The sequence below is a fragment of the Serratia sp. ASV30 genome (assembly GCF_016428815.1).
Lineage (GTDB): Bacteria > Pseudomonadota > Gammaproteobacteria > Enterobacterales > Enterobacteriaceae > Chania > Chania fonticola_C.
In genome coordinates, this window is sequence record NZ_JAELTL010000017.1 from 1 (window position 1) to 21,119 (window position 21,119).

Here is a 21,119-nt window from a genome sequence, read left to right on the forward strand (position 1 = left end):
CCCCCCCCCCCCCCCCCCCCCCCCCCCCCCCCCCCCCCCCCCCCCCCCCCCCCCCCCCCCCCCTCTCACGCTCCGCCGACCACCGAGATCTACACCCAGTTGGCATCGTCGGCAGCGTCAGATGTGTATAAGAGACAGCTTATATACTCTTTGCGCCTTACCGCTTTTTTGCTTGTTGTCGCCTTTATTTTTAATTGGCATTTTACCACAGTGTTGGATCAGCATGGCTATGGCACCTGTTGGAAAAGAAGCTTGTACTCAGAGACACTCTATATCAAAGATGCCGAGGAATGTAAAAAAAGAGGTACAGAGGTACTTAGAAAACCAAGATCAGCTTACTAAAAAATATGCAAATTGTGCAGGTGGCAGTAGGGTCTTGATCATAGGAATAAAATAGATTTTTTGTCTCTTAGGTCTACTGCGAATATAGTGGGTGATGTAATAAATGTGGTGAGTAAGCAATCAATAATTAATTGATTTATAATAAAATATGAAAAAATCAAAAAGGAAAAATACGATAAAGGCCACAATGCAAGAAAGACTAAGTGCATTATTAGTTTTGTTCATCGGTGTTATGGGTATTCTATTGATTTTCCCGCTGGTAGGTAACTACATGGTTAGCTTTAGTTTTCCCTCAGTCGTGTCGTTCAATAGACTCGGCACTTATATTATCTCTGCGTGGCCAGTCAGTGTCTTGCTTATCATTATAGGAGGGTATTCTTTTTTTACTGGTGATAAGGATTTCATTAGATTTAAAATGATAACGATATGGTCTTGTCGAATCACCATGCTTGGTATGATTGTTGCGACTCTATTTAATTGGCATTTTACCACCGCATTGGATCAACATGGTTATGGTATCTGTTGGAAAAAAAGTATATATGGGGAGACACTCTATATCAAAGATGTCAGCGAATGTAAAAAAAGAGGAACCCAAGTGCTTAAAAGACCCAGAGCAGTTTATAGACGTTAGGGCCTCTTGGTAAAAGAGACCCAGCTAGTCGTTAATAAACTCTGTCGTCCCATACGCTATAACCTGATGTGCCAGCGATATGGTGCTGGAAAATAATATCTTTATAACGTACAGAGATAATTTCTTCGGGTTGTGCACTAGAATGCGTTAAGCAGTGGGGATAGTTTATGTTGAAATCTACGATGGTCGCCTCTCTGAGTTCGATCGTGTAGTACAACTCTTGAGCACCATTTTGCGATGTGCGGTAAAAATCAAACTTAAGGTTCAGCAACTCGTTATTAGAAATAGCCAGCAAAAACAAAGGGGATGATTTATCCTGAGGCTTAACAAAAATCACTGGGTTATGCATCACATTTTCGCCCCGGCTGATGTTATGCGCGAGCTTAAGAACCAGTATCTGGTTTTCGTGGCCTAACTGGTGCTTGTTGCCGATTGAATCCGCTGTAGAACACCCTGCCGATATCAACCCTTGCTGTTTTCCGTTAATCGCCACGTAAATATTGTTTGCCATCATAAACTCCTTGTAATGTAATTGACTGAGATCGGTTAAAAAGAACTCCAAACCATTCTGTATCAAATTAAGCTTAATTAACATGGTTTTTTGCGCATAGACTTGATTTTTTAACTCAGAATATAAGCTTTATCAATAAATAAAAATGATTTATCAAGTGCATTGTATGCATATGCACGTGTCTCGAAATGGGTATTAATGAAAATGAGAGTGTTTTATATGTCCTTAGCGGGGGCGCCTTCCTACTTAATGCAATCGTGGCTTATCTTCTTCACTAAACGATCCGCGTTAGTGAAGAAACGGATGCAATCACACGCTTGACCATTGATTTTCCCGTCAGTTGGCACCATGTTAGATAGAAGTTTATCTTTGTCTGGCCTGATGTGCGCATCGGGTCCACCACCCTAATCAGGACTTCCTCTATGACCAATGCGTTGCTGACACCGTTTGCCTTACCGCCGTTTTCTGCCATTCGCCCTGAAGATATCGTCCCCGCGGTGACATCCGCACTGGCCGACTGCCGTGCTGCGGTTGAGCGCGTCGTGGCACAACCGGGGCCGTTTACCTGGGAAAATCTATGTCAGCCGCTGGCCGAATCTGACGATCGCCTGTCACGCATCTGGTCACCTATTGGCCACCTAAACTCGGTAAAAAACAGCCCGGAACTGCGCGAAGCTTACGAACAGGCGCTGCCGCTGCTTTCCGAATACGGTACTTGGGTGGGTCAGCATGAAGGGCTGTACCAGGCCTATCGTAATCTGAAAGAGGGCGAAGGCTTTGCCAAACTGACTGCGCCACAGCGCAAGTCGGTAGAAAACGCGCTGCGTGATTTTGAGCTGTCGGGCATTGGCCTGCCAAAGGAAAAACAAAAGCGTTACGGCGAGATAGTGGCGCGTCTATCCGAACTGGGTTCGACCTACAGCAACAATGTGCTCGATGCCACCATGGGTTGGAGCAAATTGATCACCGATGTGAATGAGCTGAGCGGCCTACCGGAAAGCGCACTGGCCCAAGCCCAGGCGATGGCACAGGCTAAGGAGCAGGAAGGCTGGTTGCTGACGCTGGACATGCCGAGCTATTTGCCGGTGATGACCTATGCCGATAACCAGGCGTTGCGTGAAGAGATGTATCGTGCCTTCACCACCCGCGCCTCCGATCAGGGACCAAATGCCGGTAAGTGGGATAACAGCGAAGTGATGGCGGAAACGCTAGCTCTGCGCCACGAACTGGCACAGCTGCTGGGTTTTGCCAGCTATGCGGATAAATCACTGGCGACCAAGATGGCAGAAAGCCCGGAGCAGGTGCTCGGTTTCCTGAGCGATCTGGCCAAGCGCGCTCGCCCTCAGGCAGAACAGGAACTGGCACAGCTACGTGCCTTTGCCAAGCAGCACTATGGTGTGGATGAGCTAGAGGCTTGGGATATCAGTTATTACGGAGAAAAACAGAAGCAACATCTGTTCTCCATCAGTGATGAGCAACTGCGCCCATACTTCCCGGAACAGCGCGTGCTGGAAGGGCTGTTCGAAGTGGTTAACCGTATTTACGGCATCACCGCCAAAGAGCGTCAGGGTGTCGATACCTGGCATCCGGAGGTGCGTTTCTTCGATCTGTTCGATGCCAAAGGTGAACTGCGTGGCAGCTTCTATCTGGACTTGTATGCCCGCGAGAACAAGCGCGGTGGTGCATGGATGGATGATTGCGTCGGCAGCCTGCGCAAAGCCAATGGCGAATTGCAAAAGCCGGTGGCTTATCTGACCTGTAACTTTAACCGCCCGCTGGGCGACCAGCCGGCGCTGTTTACTCATAACGAAGTCACCACGCTGTTCCATGAGTTTGGCCACGGTCTGCACCATATGCTGACGCAGATCGATACCGCCGGGGTTTCTGGTATCAACGGTGTGCCTTGGGATGCGGTAGAGCTGCCAAGCCAGTTTATGGAAAACTGGTGCTGGGAGCCGGAGGCGTTGGCATTTATCTCTGGTCACTTCCAGACTGGCGAACCACTGCCGAAAGCCCTGCTGGACAAAATGCTGGAAGCGAAAAACTATCAGGCAGCGCTGTTTATCCTGCGTCAGCTGGAGTTTGGCCTGTTCGATTTCCGTATGCACGCCGAATACAGCCCGGAAAAAGGGGCGCAGATCCTGCCAACCCTGGCCGAAGTGAAGAAAATGGTGGCGGTGGTGCCTTCACCAAGCTGGGGCCGTTTCCCACACGCATTCAGCCATATCTTTGCTGGTGGCTATGCGGCGGGTTACTACAGCTACCTGTGGGCGGAAGTGTTGTCGGCAGATGCCTACTCGCGCTTTGAAGACGAAGGGATTTTCAACGCTGAAACCGGTCAATCCTTCCTCGATAACATCCTGTCACGCGGGGGTTCCGAAGAGCCGATGGAATTGTTCAAACGCTTCCGTGGCCGTGAACCGAAGCTGGATGCTATGCTGCGCCATTACGGTATTAAAGGGTAACCCGCCAAGTGAGCGTGTTTTTATTGTGTGAAGCAGGCGCCGATCCCGGCGCCTTGTCTATTTTGGCCGATCGTTGGCAGCTAACCAGCGACGAAGATGCGACGATGGCGCTGGTGCTGACGCCAGAACGGTTGGAGCTGCGCAAGCGCGACGAGCCAAAGCTTGGCGCTATCTACGTCGATTTTATCGCTGGCCCGATGGCCCATCGGCGGCGTTTCGGCGGCGGCCGTGGCGAAGCTGTGGCCAAAGCGGTAGGTATCAAAGGCAGCTATGTGCCTAGCGTGGTGGATGCCACTGCCGGGTTAGGGCGTGACGCGTTTGTTTTGGCATCGCTGGGTTGCCAGGTTCGCATGTTGGAGCGTGATCCAGTCGTTGCTGCGTTGCTGGAAGACGGACTGCATCGGGGCTATCAGGACGCGGAGATCGGCCCTTGGCTACGTGAACGCATGACGTTGCTTCATGCCTCCAGCCTGACGGCGCTGAGCGATCTCGATCCACGCCCGGAAGTGGTGTATCTCGACCCAATGTATCCGCATAAGCAGAAGAGCGCATTGGTGAAAAAAGAGATGCGGGTATTTCAGTCGCTGGTGGGCAGTGATGATGATGCCGACGGCTTGCTGGAGCCAGCCCGCAGGCTGGCCACCAAAAGGGTCGTGGTGAAACGACCGGATTATGCCCCTCCGCTGGCCGACGTTCCTGCTCATGCAGCCACGACCACCAAGAATCACCGTTTCGATATTTATATGCCTTTGTAAGATAAACGTTTTTACCCTCACCCTAACCCTCTCCCAAAAGGAGAGGGGACCGAATGTGCCACAGCTTGGCTTGTTCGTTCGACCTTTGCAACTGTCATTGCTTAACTCATTCCCATCACTGTTGCAGCTCCCTCTCCCTGCGGGAGAGGGTTGGGGTGAGGGGGAATTCATAGACCCTCCTCACATTTCCCATGCTCATTCTGCAATGTCACTGGTAACGCTGAGATGTGCGTCGCATAATCCTGTTTAATTACAATCAACTATAATGAAACAACATGATGAAAAAGACGCTGCTTTCCCTGCTGCTTTGCTTGAGTACCTCTGCCATGGCCGCTGAACCGGTAAATATCACCATTCTGGGCACCTCCGATCTGCATGGCACCTTCGTGCCTTGGGATTACTCTACCGACACCGAGAACCTGGCGGGCAGCCTCAGCCAGATTGCCACCCAGGTGCATAAAGTCCGTGCCCAGCAGCCGAACGTGATCCTGGTAGACGCCGGGGATACCATTCAGGGCAACTTTGTTGAAACCTTCAAGAATGACAAAACCAGCCCGATGATCCTCGGCTTTAACGCGTTGGACTACGACGTATGGGTGATGGGTAACCACGAGTTCGATTTTGGCCTGAAGGCACTGGCAACCCCACTCAGCCAGTTCAAAGGCACCGCGCTGGCGGGGAATATTCTCTGGGACAGCGGCAAGCCTTACCTGCCCGCCTATAAGATCGTTGAGCGCCAGGGGGTGAAGATTGGCATTATCGGTATGGATACGCCGATGACCGCCGAATTTGCCAAGGGCACCGATCGCATCGACGGCCTGACGTTTACCGATCCGGTGCAGGCGGTGAAAAAGGTGATCCAGCAGATCCACGGCCAGGTGGACGCCATCGTGCTGGTGGCCCATATGGGGGTCGATAATGAGAACCAGCGGCCGGGCACCGGCGTGGGCGATATCGCGCGGGCCAACCCAGAGTTGGCGGCGATCGTTGCCGGGCATATGCACGTCAAGGTGGATAAAGAGGTGATCAACGGTGTGATCGTCACCGAGCCGGACAAATACGGCCGTGCGCTGTCGCGCATCGATCTGCAATTTGAGCAGCAAAACGGCAAATACGTGCTGATCAATAAAGACAGCTACACCTACCCGATTAAAGGCATCAGTTCCGACAAAAAGCTCGAAGAGATCTACCAGCCGTTCCACACCATCCTGCGTGCCAACGCCAACCGGCCGATTGCGCAGCTGACTGGCCAGGATCTGGTGCCACCAGATGCGGTGAAAGGCATCCCGCAGGTACATATTCAGGATACCGGCATCAGCGCCCTGTATCAGGAAGCGGCCCGACACTACGCACCTAAGGCGCAGGTGATCGCGTTGCAGATTGATAACGACAGGCCGAAGCTGAACGTGGGCACCATCACCGCCAAGGATATCGCCTTCAACTATCAATATGCCGGTGGCGAAATCACCGTCTACCAACTGACCGGTAAAGAGCTGAAAAAGTACATGGAGTGGTCAGCGGACTACTTCAACCAGCAGCATGATGGCGATGTCACCTACAGCTTTAACCCACAGCGCCGATCGTCCAAATACTCAACCAATGACTTCTTTGATGGCGTGACCTATACCATCGATCTGCGTAAACCCGTTGGGCAGCGCATCACCGAGTTGAAATTGAACGACGGTACTCCAGTGACCGACAGCACGCCGATCCAGTTGGGGATGAACAGCTATCGCATGGGTCACCTGACGCAGAAAGGTGGCGTACTGGAGGGGATGCAGTTCCCGGTGCTGTCAGATACCAAAGCGGAGTTCGGCGAGGAGGCAGGGACTATCCGTAATCTCACTATTCGCTATCTGACCGAGGTGAAGAAGGGCGAATACCAGGGCAAAGTGATGCACCGCTGGAAGCTGGTGGGGCTGGAAGGGTATGAACGTGAGCGCAAGATTGTGGACAAGTTGCTCAATGACGGCAAAATCAGCGTGCCAACCACCGATGATGGGCGCTATACCAACGTGGCCTCCATCAACGTCAAAGAACTGCTATTTAGCGATCCGCAAATGATGAAGCAACAGGTTGCGGCGCTGCAAAAACAGGCGCAAGAGGCAACCGATCCGGTCATCAAACAGCGGCTGAACGATCGGTTGGTGATTATCGAAGCCATTAATTGAGGCTAAGCCACTGCCAACCTGATAAAAAAATGCCGGCATATTCGCCGGCATTTCTCATTCAAGGGTAAGGTTAGAGCACGCCTTGAGCCAGCATCGCATCGGCAATCTTAACGAACCCGGCAATGTTGGCGCCGTGAACATAATGCGTTTGCTTGCCTTCGCCGCCGTACTCGACGCAGGACTGATGGATATCCGCCATGATGTGACGTAAACGGATATCGACCTTCTCTGCCCGCCAGTTAAGGCGCGCGGCGTTTTGCGCCATCTCCAGCCCGGAAGTGGCAACACCACCGGCGTTGGCGGCTTTGCCCGGTGCGAACAGTACGCCCGCTTCCAGGAAGGCATCGGTAGCCTGGATGGTGGTTGGCATATTAGCGCCTTCTGCCACGGCTTTGACCCCGTTGCGGATCAGCACCTGTGCGGCTTCCAGATCCAGCTCGTTCTGGGTGGCACAAGGCAGGGCGATATCCACCGGCACGTTCCACGGGCTTTCACCGGCCAGATAGGTCAGGCCACGCTCGCGGGCGTAATCGGCAACCCGGCCATAGCGCTGGTTTTTGATTTCGGCCAGATGTGCCAGTTTTTCAGTGGTGAAGCCCGCTTCATCCACTACGGTACCGCCGGAATCGGAAACGGTGATCACCCGTGCATCCAGCTCCAACGCTTTCTCAATAGTGTATTGCGCCACGTTACCGGAGCCGGAAACTGCGACACGCATCCCTTCAAAGCCCAGGCCATGGCGCTGCAGCATTGAATCGGTGAAGTACACCAGGCCGTAACCGGTAGCTTCCGGGCGGATCAGGCTGCCGCCGAACGACAGGCCTTTGCCGGTGAATACGCAACTGGTGTTGTTGGACAGTTTTTTCATCATGCCGGCCATAAAGCCCACTTCGCGGCCACCTACGCCGATATCCCCGGCTGGTACGTCGGTATCTGGGCCCAGGTGACGATAAAGCTCGGTCATCAGCGATTGGCAGAAGCGCATGATTTCGCCCTGGCTTTTGCCTTTGGGATCAAAGTCTGCCCCCCCCTTGCCGCCGCCCATAGGCAGCGTGGTCAGGGCATTCTTGAAGGTCTGTTCAAAACCGAGGAACTTCAGAATGGAGGTGTTAACCGAAGGATGGAAACGCATCCCCCCTTTGTATGGCCCAATGGCGGAGTTGAACTGGATGCGGTAGGCGCGGTTTACCTGAACTTTGCCCTGATCGTCGATCCAGCTGACGCGAAACTGAATGATACGCTCAGGCTCTACCAGGCGCTCTAACAGGGCGTGGTCACGATAATGGGGGTTACGCTCGATGAATGGCCACAGAGAGGTAAAGACTTCACGCACTGCCTGCAGATATTCCGGTTGATGCGAGTTATGACGTTGTAAGGATTTTAGAAAGGATTCTAGCGATACAGCCTGTTCCATGGATAGCTCCTGTTTAGCATATTGGTTCCCCTGTTTTTATGATGTGTCTCACAGTTGGGGAGGATGTTGTGTCTACCTCGACTATATCACTGTGGGGTGGCTGATTAACAAGCAATAAATAACAGGAAACCATGAAAAACGCCCGCGCAGGGCGGGCGTTGGTCAAACAGGTTAGCGAATACTTACTTTTCTTCGTCGCGCAGCGGCACAATCAGCATATCGATGTGTACCGTATTGATTAACTGGCGCGCAGAGGACATCAATTTGCTCCAGAAATCCTGGTGATGTCCACACAACACCAGATCCATATCGTATTTTTTAATCGCATCAACCAGCACCTGCGCCAGATCGCCGCTGCCGCTCAGGGTTTCGGTGATAGGATAGCCCGCATTTTGCGACAGCTCGGTTAACGCATGGTGGGTTTCTTCAGAAATACGCTTTTGCATATCGCCAAGATTGACGTCGATCAGGCCGGTATACAGATCGGAATAGTTTACATCAACGTGGATCAGAGAGACTTTGGCATTGTACGGCCGCGCCATTGATACCGCTTTCTCGACCAGGATTTTACTTTCCGGTGATAGGTCAACCGCAATCAGTATGTGTTTGTAAGCCATGAGAATACTCCTTCCATATAATGCCGATTAAAGGGGGCAGGCATTCAGTGTTCCAGCTTGGCGCTTTCGCCTTACCTGCATAGTACCATCCAGATAACACAATGATATGTTGGGGCGATCACACTGCACCGCATCAATCACCCTTGTTTATACGTTTACCCCACCCGTTTTACACCGCCGGGGCAAAAAATCCTATGGCTTATACGGCTATCCGCCGTTTGACCGATTGAATTATAAGCATTGTTGCTCAAAGTATAGCTTATGACGGTTATCCGAGCGGAGAGCGGGTAGATGAAGAATTTGGCCCTGACTGTAAATTTTATACGCCACCGGGATCTGTTTGCGTTTCATTATTCTACACTAGTGAATGTGGGCCCCACTTATTTCCTCTGATCGTTGCAAGGCTGGTTTATCAAGCGGTCAGAGGTTGTGGGTATCTTCGGGTCCGTAGGGTGCTAGGGGGATGGGAGCCAAGGCTCCGGCAGCATAAGGTATGAAGTAGGGACGTTGGCCCGGCGGGTGTCCGGGATAACAACGCCTTGAGGGGGCTATCATGATTAGTACCGTCGCGCTGTTTTGGGCATTGTGTGTGGTCTGTGTGATTAACATGGCCCGGTATTTTTCTTCTCTGCGTGCGCTGCTATTTGTTTTACGCGGCTGCGACCCGTTACTTTACCAATACGTCGATGGCGGGGGGTTCTTTACTTCGCACGGCCAGCCGAGCAAGCAGATACGGCTGGTGCGCTATATCTTTACGCAACGCTATATGGAGCACCACGACCCGGAATTCATTCGCCGCTGTCAGCGTGTCCGCAGCCAGTTTGTACTGACGTCTTCGTTATGTGGGCTCGTGGTGATCAGCCTGGTGGCGATGGCGATCTGGTATTAGGCGGGCGATAGCAAGGCAAAAAAATGGCGGCCACTTTGGCCGCCATTGTTGTGATGGGCAATCGTCAGATCACTTTCAGCGCCAGCCAGTATAGGCCACCGGAAAGCAGAATCGAGACTGGCAGGGTCAGTACCCAGGCCAACAGGATGTTCTTGACGGTTTTGCTCTGCACGCCACCACCGTCCACGATCATCGTCCCGGCGACCGCCGAAGAGAGTACGTGAGTAGTGGAAACCGGCATACCGGTATAGCTGGCCACGCCAATCGACAGGGCGGCGGTCATCTGTGCAGATACCCCCTGAGCGTAGGTCATGCCTTTCTTACCGATTTTCTCACCGATAGTGGTAGCAACGCGTCGCCAACCTACCATGGTACCGAGGGACAGTGCCAAGGCTACCGCGACGATAATCCAGGTTGGTGCATATTCAACGGTTTCCAACAGATCGGAGCGCAGATTCTTCAGGAAGCGTTGATCGTCCACTGAGGTTTCTGGCAGCTTGGCAACCTTGTCTGCGGTTTCCGTTACGCACATCAGCAGGCGGCGCAGTTGGCTGCGCTGGTCAACCGTCAGTTGATCGTAACTTTGCAGGTTGTTCAGCAGGCCCAGAGAGCGATCTACGGCGATCAGGGCACGTGAACTGTCGCAGTGGAACTCAACCGGTTGATCAGGCTTTGGAACCACGTCTTGAGGCGCAGGAACCAGCGGCGTCTGCGTGGCCACATGTGCCAGAGAGTCGCCATGCTGTTGGTAGAATTGCTGCAGGTGGCTTACGGCATCACGAGTACGGGTAATGTCGTAACCGGTCGCACTCATATTGAGCACGAAGCCCGCAGGGGCAACACCGATCAGCACCAGCATAATCAGACCGATACCTTTCTGACCGTCGTTCGCGCCGTGTGAGAAGCTCACGCCGATAGCTGACAAGATCAGAGCGATACGCGTCCAGAACGGTGGCTTACGTTTGCCATCGACCTTCTCACGTTCCGCCGGAGTCATATGAATGCGCTGACGTTTTTTGGTATTGCTCCAGTAACGGCGCAGCACAAACACCATCAGCCCGGCAATCATCATCCCGACCAGCGGGGAGAAGATGAGTGACAGGAAGATGCTGATCATTTTTGGCACGTTCAACGCGTCGACCACCGAGGTGTTGGTCACCAACGCATTGGTCAAGCCGACGCCGATAATGGCACCAATCAGGGTATGGGAGCTGGAGGCCGGTAGCCCGAAATACCAAGTACCGAGGTTCCAGATAATTGCCGCCAACAGCATGGAAAAGACCATGGCTAACCCGTGTGCTGAACTGACGTTCAACAACAGATCGGTTGGTAGCAGGTGAACAATGGCGTAGGCAACACTCAAACCGCCGAGCATCACGCCAAGAAAGTTGAACAGGCCAGCCATAACGACCGCAATCTGCGAGCGCATAGCACGGGTGTAAATTACAGTAGCGACCGCATTGGCCGTATCATGGAAGCCGTTAATGGCCTCATAGAACAGCACGAACAACAATGCGAGGACTAACATCAGGCCGGTATGGAAATCCAGGCCAGTGAACAAATGCAGCATAAGCGTTACGCCAGGTTTGTGGACATGAACGCCGCGCATTATCGGCGACAACCGGTGTCGGGGAAAAGGAAAATATGACGTTTTTTGAATTTACCTGTTGCCGCGGGCGTTGCGTCACGGCTGAATCGATGCAATTTCAGCATGTTACTGCCGTTTACGCACGTTAACATTTTCTTACGTTGGCGTTCCCCACCGATGTCTTTACAATCCCTCACCGCGGATTTAGCGGCATACAGGCAGTGAAATGGCGTAAAATACGCTCTTGTTGCCGTGATTGTTGTGGTTATTGCAAAGAGAGGTCTGGGTGGAACAGTTTGATGTTGTCGTTATTGGTGCGGGTGCCGCAGGGATGTTTTGTGCTGCGCAGGCAGGGCAACTGGGTTGCCGGGTGCTATTACTCGACAATGGCAAAAAACCGGGCCGCAAGATCCTGATGTCTGGCGGCGGGCGCTGTAACTTCACCAACATGTCCGTTGAACCGGCGGCCTACCTCTCGAATAATCCCCATTTCTGCAAATCTGCATTGGCACGCTATACCCAATGGGATTTTATCGATCTGATTAACCGCTACGGCATCGCCTATCACGAAAAAACCTTGGGGCAGCTGTTTTGTGATGACTCTGCGCAACAGGTCGTCGATCTGTTGGTGCAAGAGTGCGAACTGGGTCAGGTGGTAACGCGCCTGCGCAGCGAGGTTCTGAGCGTTGAAAAAACCGACCAGGGCTTCGAATTGACGCTTAATGGAGAGTGTGTGAGTGCTCGCTCACTTGTGGTGGCGAGCGGCGGGCTTTCCATGCCGGGCTTAGGCGCCACTCCCTTTGGCTATAAGCTGGCGGAACAGTTTGGTCTGAAAGTGTTACCGACCCGGGCCGGTTTGGTGCCCTTTACGCTGCATAAGCCGCTGTTGGAGCAATCCCAGGCGCTGTCTGGCGTTTCGGTTCCCGCAGTGGTCACGGCGGAAGATGGCACCAGCTTTCGTGAAAGCATCCTGTTTACGCATCGGGGGCTTTCTGGTCCGGCTATCCTGCAGATCTCCAGCTACTGGCAGCCTGGTGAGTTTGTGAGCATTAACTTACTCCCTACGCTAGACCTGGTGGGCTTTCTTAACGAACAGCGCCAGGCACATCCTAACCAGAGCCTGAAAAATACCCTGGCTTTGCACTTGCCGAAGCGCCTGGTGGAATTGCTGCAAGAGTTGGGACAACTGCCGGAAGCGACGCTAAAGCAGCTCAATCCAACGCAGCAGGCGGCGTTGGTTGATAGTTTGCAAAACTGGCGTGTACAACCCAATGGCACTGAGGGTTACCGTACTGCGGAAGTGACCCTGGGCGGTGTGGACACCAATGAGCTTTCTTCCAAAACCATGGAGGCGAGTAAGGTACCGGGCCTGTACTTTATCGGTGAGGTGGTGGACGTGACAGGCTGGCTGGGGGGGTATAACTTCCAGTGGGCCTGGAGTTCGGCGTGGGCTTGTGCACAGGCTTTGGCTGCGCAGAAATCTTAAAGAGATGGCAGGCATTTCTGAAAACGGCTCGCCATGAAGAGGCGCGGTATTCTGCGCCAATTCAGATAATCAATCGTTTAATTTAAGAACTTTAGAGATAGGAACATCGGACGTAATTCAGAATAATGGGCTCGGCTCGTGCGTTGAGGCAAGCGCACTCTTATTCAAATAATAACAAGGAAAGTTCTGCTGATGAAAATCAAATGCGGTTTAGCATTACTGGCTTCTCTGGTGTTGGTTTCCGGCTGTAGCCAAAAGATTTCCTCTTCACGTGCGGTGGCTGAATCCGCCTCAGCTCCGGCTCCTGTAGCTCAGGAAAATAAACTGGGAACGGCATGGGGTGAGGATGTTTACTCTAAAGTGACCACCGTTGACGCGAAGCGTATGCATTCCTCTCCAGACAGTGTCGCCAAAGTGTTGTACAGCGCGGCAGCGTCCAGTAATGGGCAGTACACCAATGAGATCGTGTTGTCTTCCGTCAGAATGCGGGTGCAGACCGAAAATAATCGGGATTTCGCGCTCAATCGCTATAAAAATGGCGAGTTTTCATTCTCTGCCAATGATGGCGAGCGCTACCAACTGTTCTTCTATAACACCAGCCCAAACAAAACCTATGAGGTGGTAACCGCTGTTGACGGCCTGGACGTGATTTCTGGCCGCAGTGGCTCACTGCGCAATTCCGGCTATCTGGTTTCACCAAAAGGAACTCTGGTGATTGAGGGCTTCCGTAAAAGTGACTCGTCCGTTGCCGCATTCCGTTTTGCAAAACCGGATGACTCCTACGCTGCGAGTTCACTGGCGGGCGAAAAAGAGAATACCGGCGTGATTGGCGTGGCGGTTTATGAAATGGCAATGCCGGGCCTGCCTGATTGCCAACCGCAGGCGTTTCCTGGGGATGCTAAATACGCCCCCGCTCCCTGCAAGAAACCGTAATTGCGTGAACATGGCCTCAAAATCTGAGGCCATGTTCAGGCTTCGGGCCTGTTTCCAGCTTCCTCAGATACCCTAGACACCCCGGCATCTCCTGACCCCCGCAACTGCTATCGTCTCATCGCAGGGTGAACGTTTACCTTTCGGCCAGCAAGACCTTGCTCTTGGCCATTTTCGAGATAATAAATGGTGTGTGAGAATAATCTGGTTGGTAATAACTTTACGTTTACAACTATCGTGTTTTTTCAGAATATCCTTCTGCTTTTTGCGATCGCGTTTTTCTATTGTTTTTAACGGAAAACTTACAGCAAAATTTGGTTTTTTTTACCCAATTTAGGTTAGAGATAGATAGAGACCACAGTAGGAATTTTATCTTTTTTTAAGTAAAAAAGGTGGTTTCATAGAAATTGTGCGAATTATCCTAGTCATTGGTGGGATATAAAAATTTGGCGATCTTTACGCAATGTGACCTATATCAATAAACCATGGCTGGAAAAACCTATCTTGTATAGGGCCAGCTTGGTTAGGGGCGCTTGTGGTTTGTTGTGAGTCGTTAATACATGTTAACGTGCTGATTATTAATCATATCTAGGCAAGGCAATCAGTCTTAGAGGAAAGTGGTTATGCCATGGAGTCATGAAATTCAACAGGCAATTACCTTGTTACAGGCATGCCAACATCGCCATTCGGACAGCCTGCCCTGTCCGGCCAGGGGGGATGAACCTGGCGCAGTAGGTACTTGCGCAGAAAAAATCATGCCGTCGATTATCCTGCTTAATGCGTTTGCGGATGTACTGCCGCAGCATCAGGAATTACATCGTCTTGGTATGGTGCTGGAGGCCCAAGGCCTGATCAAGAAATTGACTCAAGGGGAGAGCTACAGTCAAAGTGCACTGGCGTATTTACGTGCGCAAATCGAACCCTGACAGTTCCATCAGTACCCCTCTATTTTAGCGAGGGGTTGCTTTTTGGTGCGTACGGTACCGGCTCATTATTAACGAGCTATTTATTTCACCGTATTTTGAACTTATGCAGTCATTGACGTGTTGGATAAGGGGGGCGGGCCAATATAGGGTGGAACGCCCGGGTGTTTTATCGATATAATTCTATTTTCGCCGGAAGTTTTATTAATTGCTTCTACACATATACCTATTGTCGTGCTGTTGGGGCGGGGTAAACTAATACTACATTATTAATAATGTGCCAACAGTGACCTCGACTCCTTTCGGCTCTGCAACATTTTGTTCAGCTTGGTTCTATACTGCATCAACCGTTCTTAACATGTGTTGAGCTGGCCAGTTCACAGACCGATTAACAGCTTGCCTGAATGTTTTTACTGGCAGAAAATACCCTCATGGATTTCAGCTGGCTGCCAGCAGTTAGCCGCTGAAAGAGGAGAGTCGCGTAACAGGCCGGAGTGAGCATGAAGGGCAGTAATGAGTTACTGGTATTGGAAGGCATCCATTATCAAATTGACGAGCAGGTTATTCTGGATGCCGTTTCTTTCACCCTGAAGCCGGGCGAATTTAAGTTGATCACTGGGCCTTCGGGATGTGGCAAGAGTACTTTGTTGAAGATCGTTTCCTCATTGCTTAGCCCAACTCGTGGCAACATCACCTTCAACGGTCAAAATATTGATGACGTTGCTCCAGAAGAGTACCGCAAACAGGTTTCTTACTGCTTCCAAACGCCAGCTCTGTTTGGTGACACCGTCTACGATAACCTCGCATTACCCTATCAAATTCGCAAACTGAAACCCGATGAGAAGAAAATGTGTCAGGATCTGGCACAGTTGGCCTTGCCTGATAGCATGTTGAAAAAAGGAATCAACGAGCTCTCCGGCGGTGAGAAACAACGTATTTCTCTGATCCGGAATCTGCAATTTATGCCAAAGGTACTGCTGCTTGATGAGGTCACCAGTGCTCTGGATGAAGACAACAAACGTAACGTCAACGAGTTGATCCACCACCTGGTGGCCGAGCAAGGCCTGGGGGTACTATGGGTTACACACGATAAGGATGAAATCGCGCATGCGGACGAGGTGATCACCCTGCCGGTGAACCGCGTCAATAGCCAGGAGAAAGCTCATGAACCAGCATAATATCACCAACGAGTCATTAGGCCTGTCAATGCTCCTGGTGATTATCGCCATTCTGATCAGTCACAAAGAGAAACTGGCGCTGGAAAAAGACATTATCTGGAGCATTTGCCGTGCGGTGGTACAGTTGGTTATCGTCGGCTACGTATTGAAATATATCTTTGATTTGGATAATGGAATATTAACGGTGTTGATGGTGCTGTTTATCTGCTTCAATGCAGCATATAACGCGAAAAAGCGCAGTAAATATATCGATAACGCGTTTACTATTTCGTTTATTGCCATTACTGCAGGAGCGACGTTGACGCTGGTAGTGCTGGTACTGAGCGGTTCGATTGCCTTCACGCCAATGCAGGTGATCCCCATTTCCGGCATGATTGCTGGCAATGCGATGGTGGCGGTGGGTCTGTGCTACAACAACCTTGGGCAACGTTTTAAAGACCAACAGCAGAAGATCCAGGAGATGCTCAGTCTGGGAGCTTCCCCCAAATTCGCTTCTGCGGCTCTGATCCGTGACAGTATTCGTGCATCGCTGATCCCGACGATAGACTCCGCTAAAACCGTTGGGCTGGTAAGCCTGCCAGGAATGATGTCCGGTTTGATCTTCGCCGGTATCGATCCGGTAAAAGCCATCAAGTATCAGATTATGGTGACATTTATGCTGCTTTCTACCGCCAGCCTGTCAACCATCATCGCCTGCTATCTGGCTTACCGGAAGTTTTACAACCAGCGTGAGCAACTGGTGGTTCGCACGCTCAAATAGGCACTTTTCGCCCTACGCAGTATGTGTAAAGCGAGACTCCCTGTGCCTACTGGCAGCTTGTGCACTTATCCTTGCAGTAATGCAATACTGTGGCGGATCTCGCGTTCGATATCGCCCTCTGTCCAGGTTGTTAGCTGTGAAGAGAACGGCTCGAAGGCATAGATCCCCCGGTAGCCCAAACGTTCCAGGTTCTGTACCTGGGCTACGCTTGCCAACCGATCTTTATTGCTCAGCATAATACGCTCTTCATCGCTCAATGCGGCTTTGATGAGCGGATCCTCAACGCCAGAGAGATGTACCAAACCAATCTGCTCAACTCGAATCTGAGCATCAAACTCTGGCTGTGCAACGTCGCTAAGATAGTGGTGGAAGGTATCCAGCACTATCTTATAAGGTGCGCCAGAATCACGAATGATTGCCTGTGCCAGCAAGGAAGAGCGTAGTGAACTTATGCCAAAACCCAATGGTTCTACGTAGCCCTCAACGCCGTACTGTTTGAACAATGGAGCGAGCAGCCGCAGTGCAGCGAGCGTATCTTCCCTCTTTTGTGATTCACTACGTTGGTCGCTCGCGTTGCAATGTGGGCACATCACCACCGCCTTGCTATGGATGGCTTTCGCTTGAGCCAGTAGTGTTTCGGCGTTTTTCAGCAACGCGGCTCGATCCTCTAGCAGATTGAACATGCCCAGCGCATTGATGGTGACGATCTCAATGCCTAACTCTTCGGCCAGCACGTTTAACTGCTCGTTGCTCAGGTTGTCGGTCACTTTGCCAACCGACATATCGTTGCGCAGTTCGACCTTGCTTAGCCCACATCTTTTCACCAGGCGGAAGAAGTTCTCCAGCGTAAGGTTGGGGGCAATCTTACGGTTTATACAAAAACGTGCTAACGCAATGGCCATGATGCATCACTCCTGGATTTGTTGGCGGCAGATTTTAGGCTTTACCATCTTCTACCGTGATGATTTCAGATAGCGGTTGGCGATAGCGCTTTGCCATCACGACGTCTTCCATTCTTTCCAGTGAAACGCCCTTGGTTTCTGGAATAAAGCGGGCAATAAACCAATAACTGAACAGGCAGCAGGCGGCAAAAACCCACATTGGGAACGCCCCGTGGAAGGTGGAGAACAGATAAGGTTGGTCATTGATCATCGGGAAGCTCTGGGCCACGACGAAGTTGGCCAGCCACATACAGCCAACGGCAATACTCATCCCCTGTGAACGCATGCGGTTGGGGAAGATTTCGGAGACCAGCACCCAGGCACCTACGCCCCATGACATGGCGTAGAACACCATAAAGAACAGCATGCCGAACAGCGCGAAGTAGCCGGTTGCCTGGGTATACAGGGCATAAGAGGTGATTAGCAGGCCAACGATGGTGCCGAGGGTACCCCAGCGCATCAGTGGGATACGGCCTATGCGATCCATCAGCATGGCGCCGATCACCGAGCCGACCAGCTGTAATACGCCGATCCAGATGGTCTGGAACAGGGCTTCTTGCGCGTTTTCGGTCACGGTTTTCAGCACTACCGGGGCGTAATACATCATGACGTTAACCCCCGTCACCTGTTGCAGCATGGCGATCATACAGCCGACAAACAGGATGAAGCGTACGCGTGCGTCGCCATAATTCAGCTTTTGTTTACGGTGCTGCTCGTCCTGGCGAAGCGACTCCTTTATTTCGTTTAAAACGCTTTTAGCATGCGCGGCATTTGAGACGCGGGTCAGCATGGCTAATGCCTGATCGTCGCGGCCCACCATTACGCTCCAGCGTGGCGATTCGGGGATGACAAAGACCAGTGCGGTGAATAGCAGGCAAGGGATAACCTCTGAGCCAATCATCCAGCGCCAACCCATCTCAATCAGCCAGGCTTCGCTGGCATAGCTGGCAATCTTGAAGTTAACGTAAAAAATCACGATCTGACCGAACACGATGGCGAACTGTTGCATGCTCAGCGCCCGGCCCCGCATATCCTTCGGTGAGACTTCTGACATGTACATAGGGGATACCGTTGCGGCCAGTCCGACGGCCAGACCCCCAATGATGCGATAGATAACAAACCAGGTGAAGGTGGTGGCCAAAGCAGCACCGACTGCAGAGACGGTAAACAGGAGGGCGGCGACCACCAGGGCCTTTTTACGTCCATAGCGCCCGGCCAGTGGCCCTGCGCCGAAGGCACCGACCACGCAGCCGATCACCACGTTGGACACGGCCCAGCCGGTTTCTGCCGGGCTGAGGTCAAAGTAGGCTTTAAGTGCTTCTATCGCGCCAGAAATTACGGCGGTGTCATAACCAAACAGAATGCCGCCGAGTGCAGCAATCCCGCAGATACGCAGAATATACCCAGTATTGTGTTTACGCTGATGTGACATATGTTGCTCCGATTTTTATCCTGGCTTCTGCCTACTTAACTGACTTGTAGGGGGTAGGGAGGCAGAAGGGTGAACCGTGCCTGTCATCAAGGCGGTGTTTTTCAGGGTGTCCTTTGGCAAACAAGAACATTTATTTCATATTTAGTGAATAATGAAATATTGATTTTTAGATCCAGTTCAAAAAATTGAGCATAAATAGGGCAAATGTTCTTCCCGATTTGCATGGCGGATTGGAAAATTGACTCGCCAGGGTGAGAAAGCGTATCTGTATAAAAACTAGGAATTACTGAGTAAAGCTACGCAGCTTGCGGATCGAGGATCGAGTCGTTCGCCACCGCCCACTCTGCCTATGGTCATGGCAAATTTGCGATCGGCGGCACTAAAAACAAATTTTCTAAAAACTTTTATTTGAAACTTTTTTTTCAATGGAATAGAGTTTGATTCATCTGGTCAGGATTTAATCTGCCTGTGGGCCGTACTCTTGCAGGTGGCACGATGAACGTCACGGTATGCGGCAATGCTGCAAGCCGTGGCGATAGCGGACTTAAAAGAGGGTGAAACATGAAAACCGTGGGTAACTTTATTGGTGGGCAGGTTTGCCTGAGCAGCAGTAACCAAACCGTCGACGTGCACAATCCGGCCAGCGGTCAGGTTGAACGCCGTGTGACGCAGAGCACCGCCGCCGAGGTGAAACAGGCTATTGATGTCGCCCATCAGGCATTTACCGACTGGGCGCGTACTACACCGCTACGCCGGGCGCGTATCATGTTTAATTTCAAAGCACTGCTAGAGCAGCATCGCGAAGAGTTGGCGCAACTGATTGTCAGTGAGCATGGCAAAGTCTATTCCGATGCGCTGGGTGAATTGACCCGTGGCATGGAAGTGGTGGAGTTTGCCTGTGGCATTCCACACTTGATCAAAGGCGAATTCTCACCGGACGTAGGCACCGGCGTGGACAGTTTTTCGCTGATGCAGCCGCTGGGCGTAGTGGCCGGGATCACACCGTTTAACTTCCCGGCCATGGTGCCGATGTGGATGTTCCCTATCGCGCTGGCCTGCGGCAATACCTTCGTTCTGAAGCCTCCGGCGTTGGTGCCTTCTGCCTCCGTGCGTCTGGCAGAACTACTGAAAGAGGCGGGCCTGCCAGATGGGGTATTCAACGTCGTGCATTGCGGCAATGAAGAAGCCTCGCAGCTGTGCACCGATCCACGCATTCAGGCGGTGAGCTTCGTTGGCTCCTCCACCGTTGCAGAACATATTTACACCACCGCCAGCGCGCACGGTAAACGTGTACAGGCCTTTGGGGCCGCCAAAAATCAGGCTATCGTTATGCCGGATGCGGATCTGGATGCCACGGTCAATGCGCTGATGGGAGGGGCATTTGGCTCGGCCGGTGAACGTTGCATGGCGTTGCCGGTGGCCGTTGTGGTTGGTGATAGCACCGCAGATAAACTGATTGCCAAACTCAAACCGCTGATCGCCCAACTGCGGGTTGGCCCCGGCATGCAGCAAGGCGGCGAGGAAAATGAAATGGGGCCGTTGGTCTCATCCGCCCATCAGAAAAAAGTGCTGGGATACATTGATATTGGCGTTAAAGAGGGCGCAACGCTGGTGGTCGATGGCCGCGATTATCAGGTGACGGGTTATCCGGAGGGTTACTACGTGGGTGGCACCCTGTTCGATAACGTACAGCCGGATATGCGTATCTACCGCGAGGAGATCTTCGGGCCGGTATTGGGCATTGTGCGTGTGGCCGATTACCAAACGGCCATCGATACGGTGAACAGCCACGAATTTGGTAACGGCAGCGCCATTTTTACCAATAATGGTCACTATGCTCGCCAGTTTGTGCATGAGGTTCAGGCAGGGATGGTGGGGGTTAACGTGCCGGTACCGGTGCCGATGGCTTTCCACAGCTTTGGTGGCTGGAAACGTTCAGTATTCGGTGCACTTAACGTACATGGCACGGACGGCGTGCGATTCTATACCCGCATGAAGACGGCCACCGCACGTTGGCCAACCGGCCAGCAAACGGTATCCGAATACAGTATGCCAACGCTGGGCTAAACCGCAGCCAGGCATGCCG

The 21,119-nt window shown here is 52.0% G+C and carries 17 protein-coding genes; 11 read left to right on the forward strand and 6 right to left on the reverse strand.

What is annotated here, in order from left to right; all coding sequences use genetic code 11:
* Window positions 1-613 precede the first annotated feature (613 nt).
* Complete coding sequence (locus tag JHD74_RS27045) at window positions 614-973, forward strand: DUF1240 domain-containing protein (protein ID WP_370592628.1); 360 nt, start codon at window positions 614-616, stop codon at window positions 971-973.
* Window positions 974-1,004: 31 nt separating this feature from the next.
* Here the strand turns inward: JHD74_RS27045 and JHD74_RS09920 are convergent, their stop codons facing one another.
* A complete protein-coding gene (locus tag JHD74_RS09920; RefSeq protein ID WP_199062669.1) occupies window positions 1,005-1,484 on the reverse strand; it encodes an Hcp family type VI secretion system effector in 480 nt (159 codons plus the stop codon).
* Window positions 1,485-1,906: 422 nt separating this feature from the next.
* On the opposite strand from JHD74_RS09920, the gene prlC reads away from it, so the two are divergent.
* The 3 genes from prlC to JHD74_RS09935 all read left to right on the forward strand — a co-directional run bounded on the left by prlC (window position 1,907) and on the right by JHD74_RS09935 (window position 6,875).
* Window positions 1,907-3,949: an oligopeptidase A gene (gene prlC, locus JHD74_RS09925; RefSeq protein ID WP_024527634.1), complete on the forward strand. Its 2,043-nt coding sequence runs from the start codon at window positions 1,907-1,909 to the stop codon at window positions 3,947-3,949.
* An 8-nt stretch (window positions 3,950-3,957) separates the two neighbouring features.
* The gene (gene rsmJ, locus JHD74_RS09930; RefSeq protein WP_199062630.1) at window positions 3,958-4,704 is read left to right on the forward strand and encodes a 16S rRNA (guanine(1516)-N(2))-methyltransferase RsmJ; all 747 of its coding nucleotides are present in this window, start codon (window positions 3,958-3,960) and stop codon (window positions 4,702-4,704) included.
* Window positions 4,705-4,982: 278 nt separating this feature from the next.
* Window positions 4,983-6,875 (forward strand): bifunctional UDP-sugar hydrolase/5'-nucleotidase, encoded by a 1,893-nt coding sequence (locus JHD74_RS09935; protein WP_199062670.1) that lies wholly within the window; start codon window positions 4,983-4,985, stop codon window positions 6,873-6,875.
* Between the two features lie 70 nt (window positions 6,876-6,945).
* Here JHD74_RS09935 and gdhA read toward each other — a convergent pair whose 3' ends face one another.
* Together gdhA and uspA are read right to left on the reverse strand one after the other, a co-directional pair.
* Entirely contained in the window at window positions 6,946-8,289 is a 1,344-nt protein-coding gene (gdhA, locus tag JHD74_RS09940) for an NADP-specific glutamate dehydrogenase (RefSeq protein WP_199062632.1), read from the reverse strand.
* Between the two features lie 182 nt (window positions 8,290-8,471).
* Window positions 8,472-8,906, reverse strand: a complete 435-nt coding sequence (gene uspA / locus JHD74_RS09945) for a universal stress protein UspA (RefSeq protein ID WP_021181773.1) — start codon at window positions 8,904-8,906, stop codon at window positions 8,472-8,474.
* A 553-nt stretch (window positions 8,907-9,459) separates the two neighbouring features.
* Here uspA and uspB point away from each other — a divergent pair.
* Window positions 9,460-9,795, forward strand: coding sequence for a universal stress protein UspB (gene uspB / locus JHD74_RS09950; protein ID WP_024527630.1), 336 nt, complete (start codon window positions 9,460-9,462; stop codon window positions 9,793-9,795).
* A 64-nt stretch (window positions 9,796-9,859) separates the two neighbouring features.
* Here uspB and pitA read toward each other — a convergent pair whose 3' ends face one another.
* The gene (gene pitA, locus JHD74_RS09955; protein WP_024527629.1) at window positions 9,860-11,365 is read right to left on the reverse strand and encodes an inorganic phosphate transporter PitA; all 1,506 of its coding nucleotides are present in this window, start codon (window positions 11,363-11,365) and stop codon (window positions 9,860-9,862) included.
* Between the two features lie 304 nt (window positions 11,366-11,669).
* Here pitA and JHD74_RS09960 point away from each other — a divergent pair, with 304 nt between their 5' ends.
* From JHD74_RS09960 to fetB, 5 genes are all read left to right on the forward strand, one after another.
* A complete protein-coding gene (locus JHD74_RS09960; RefSeq protein ID WP_199062634.1) occupies window positions 11,670-12,869 on the forward strand; it encodes an NAD(P)/FAD-dependent oxidoreductase in 1,200 nt (399 codons plus the stop codon).
* Between the two features lie 192 nt (window positions 12,870-13,061).
* Complete coding sequence (locus tag JHD74_RS09965; RefSeq protein ID WP_024527628.1) at window positions 13,062-13,802, forward strand: hypothetical protein; 741 nt, start codon at window positions 13,062-13,064, stop codon at window positions 13,800-13,802.
* 620 nt (window positions 13,803-14,422) lie between these two features.
* On the forward strand, window positions 14,423-14,725 hold the full coding sequence (locus JHD74_RS09970) for a hypothetical protein (RefSeq protein WP_021181767.1): 303 nt from the start codon (window positions 14,423-14,425) through the stop codon (window positions 14,723-14,725).
* Window positions 14,726-15,222: 497 nt separating this feature from the next.
* Complete coding sequence (fetA, locus tag JHD74_RS09975; RefSeq protein WP_199062636.1) at window positions 15,223-15,900, forward strand: iron ABC transporter ATP-binding protein FetA; 678 nt, start codon at window positions 15,223-15,225, stop codon at window positions 15,898-15,900.
* The gene (gene fetB / locus JHD74_RS09980; RefSeq protein ID WP_024527626.1) at window positions 15,887-16,660 is read left to right on the forward strand and encodes an iron export ABC transporter permease subunit FetB; all 774 of its coding nucleotides are present in this window, start codon (window positions 15,887-15,889) and stop codon (window positions 16,658-16,660) included. Before fetA ends, fetB begins: the two co-directional genes overlap by 14 nt.
* A gap of 65 nt (window positions 16,661-16,725) precedes the next feature.
* Here fetB and JHD74_RS09985 read toward each other — a convergent pair whose 3' ends face one another.
* Together JHD74_RS09985 and JHD74_RS09990 are read right to left on the reverse strand one after the other, a co-directional pair.
* Window positions 16,726-17,562: a TIM barrel protein gene (locus JHD74_RS09985; RefSeq protein ID WP_199062638.1), complete on the reverse strand. Its 837-nt coding sequence runs from the start codon at window positions 17,560-17,562 to the stop codon at window positions 16,726-16,728.
* Between the two features lie 34 nt (window positions 17,563-17,596).
* Window positions 17,597-19,033: a sugar porter family MFS transporter gene (locus tag JHD74_RS09990; RefSeq protein WP_199062640.1), complete on the reverse strand. Its 1,437-nt coding sequence runs from the start codon at window positions 19,031-19,033 to the stop codon at window positions 17,597-17,599.
* Between the two features lie 561 nt (window positions 19,034-19,594).
* Between JHD74_RS09990 and JHD74_RS09995 the strand changes: the two genes are divergently transcribed.
* Entirely contained in the window at window positions 19,595-21,100 is a 1,506-nt protein-coding gene (locus tag JHD74_RS09995; protein ID WP_024527623.1) for a CoA-acylating methylmalonate-semialdehyde dehydrogenase, read from the forward strand.
* The last annotated feature ends 19 nt before the right edge of the window (window positions 21,101-21,119 follow it).

Excerpts from the sequence above, each read along its gene's own strand:
- JHD74_RS09990 (WP_199062640.1), bottom strand. The coding sequence starts at position 19,033 with ATGTCACATCAGCGTAAACACAATACTGGGTATATTCTGCGTATCTGC.
- JHD74_RS09965 (WP_024527628.1), top strand. The coding sequence starts at position 13,062 with ATGAAAATCAAATGCGGTTTAGCATTACTGGCTTCTCTGGTGTTGGTT.
- JHD74_RS09985 (WP_199062638.1), bottom strand. The coding sequence starts at position 17,562 with ATGGCCATTGCGTTAGCACGTTTTTGTATAAACCGTAAGATTGCCCCC.
- JHD74_RS09920 (WP_199062669.1), bottom strand. The coding sequence starts at position 1,484 with ATGGCAAACAATATTTACGTGGCGATTAACGGAAAACAGCAAGGGTTG.
- fetB (WP_024527626.1), top strand. The coding sequence starts at position 15,887 with ATGAACCAGCATAATATCACCAACGAGTCATTAGGCCTGTCAATGCTC.
- pitA (WP_024527629.1), bottom strand. The coding sequence starts at position 11,365 with ATGCTGCATTTGTTCACTGGCCTGGATTTCCATACCGGCCTGATGTTA.
- JHD74_RS09995 (WP_024527623.1), top strand. The coding sequence starts at position 19,595 with ATGAAAACCGTGGGTAACTTTATTGGTGGGCAGGTTTGCCTGAGCAGC.
- JHD74_RS27045 (WP_370592628.1), top strand. The coding sequence starts at position 614 with ATGGTTAGCTTTAGTTTTCCCTCAGTCGTGTCGTTCAATAGACTCGGC.
- JHD74_RS09970 (WP_021181767.1), top strand. The coding sequence starts at position 14,423 with ATGCCATGGAGTCATGAAATTCAACAGGCAATTACCTTGTTACAGGCA.
- uspB (WP_024527630.1), top strand. The coding sequence starts at position 9,460 with ATGATTAGTACCGTCGCGCTGTTTTGGGCATTGTGTGTGGTCTGTGTG.
- JHD74_RS09935 (WP_199062670.1), top strand. The coding sequence starts at position 4,983 with ATGAAAAAGACGCTGCTTTCCCTGCTGCTTTGCTTGAGTACCTCTGCC.
- prlC (WP_024527634.1), top strand. The coding sequence starts at position 1,907 with ATGACCAATGCGTTGCTGACACCGTTTGCCTTACCGCCGTTTTCTGCC.
- fetA (WP_199062636.1), top strand. The coding sequence starts at position 15,223 with ATGAAGGGCAGTAATGAGTTACTGGTATTGGAAGGCATCCATTATCAA.
- uspA (WP_021181773.1), bottom strand. The coding sequence starts at position 8,906 with ATGGCTTACAAACACATACTGATTGCGGTTGACCTATCACCGGAAAGT.
- gdhA (WP_199062632.1), bottom strand. The coding sequence starts at position 8,289 with ATGGAACAGGCTGTATCGCTAGAATCCTTTCTAAAATCCTTACAACGT.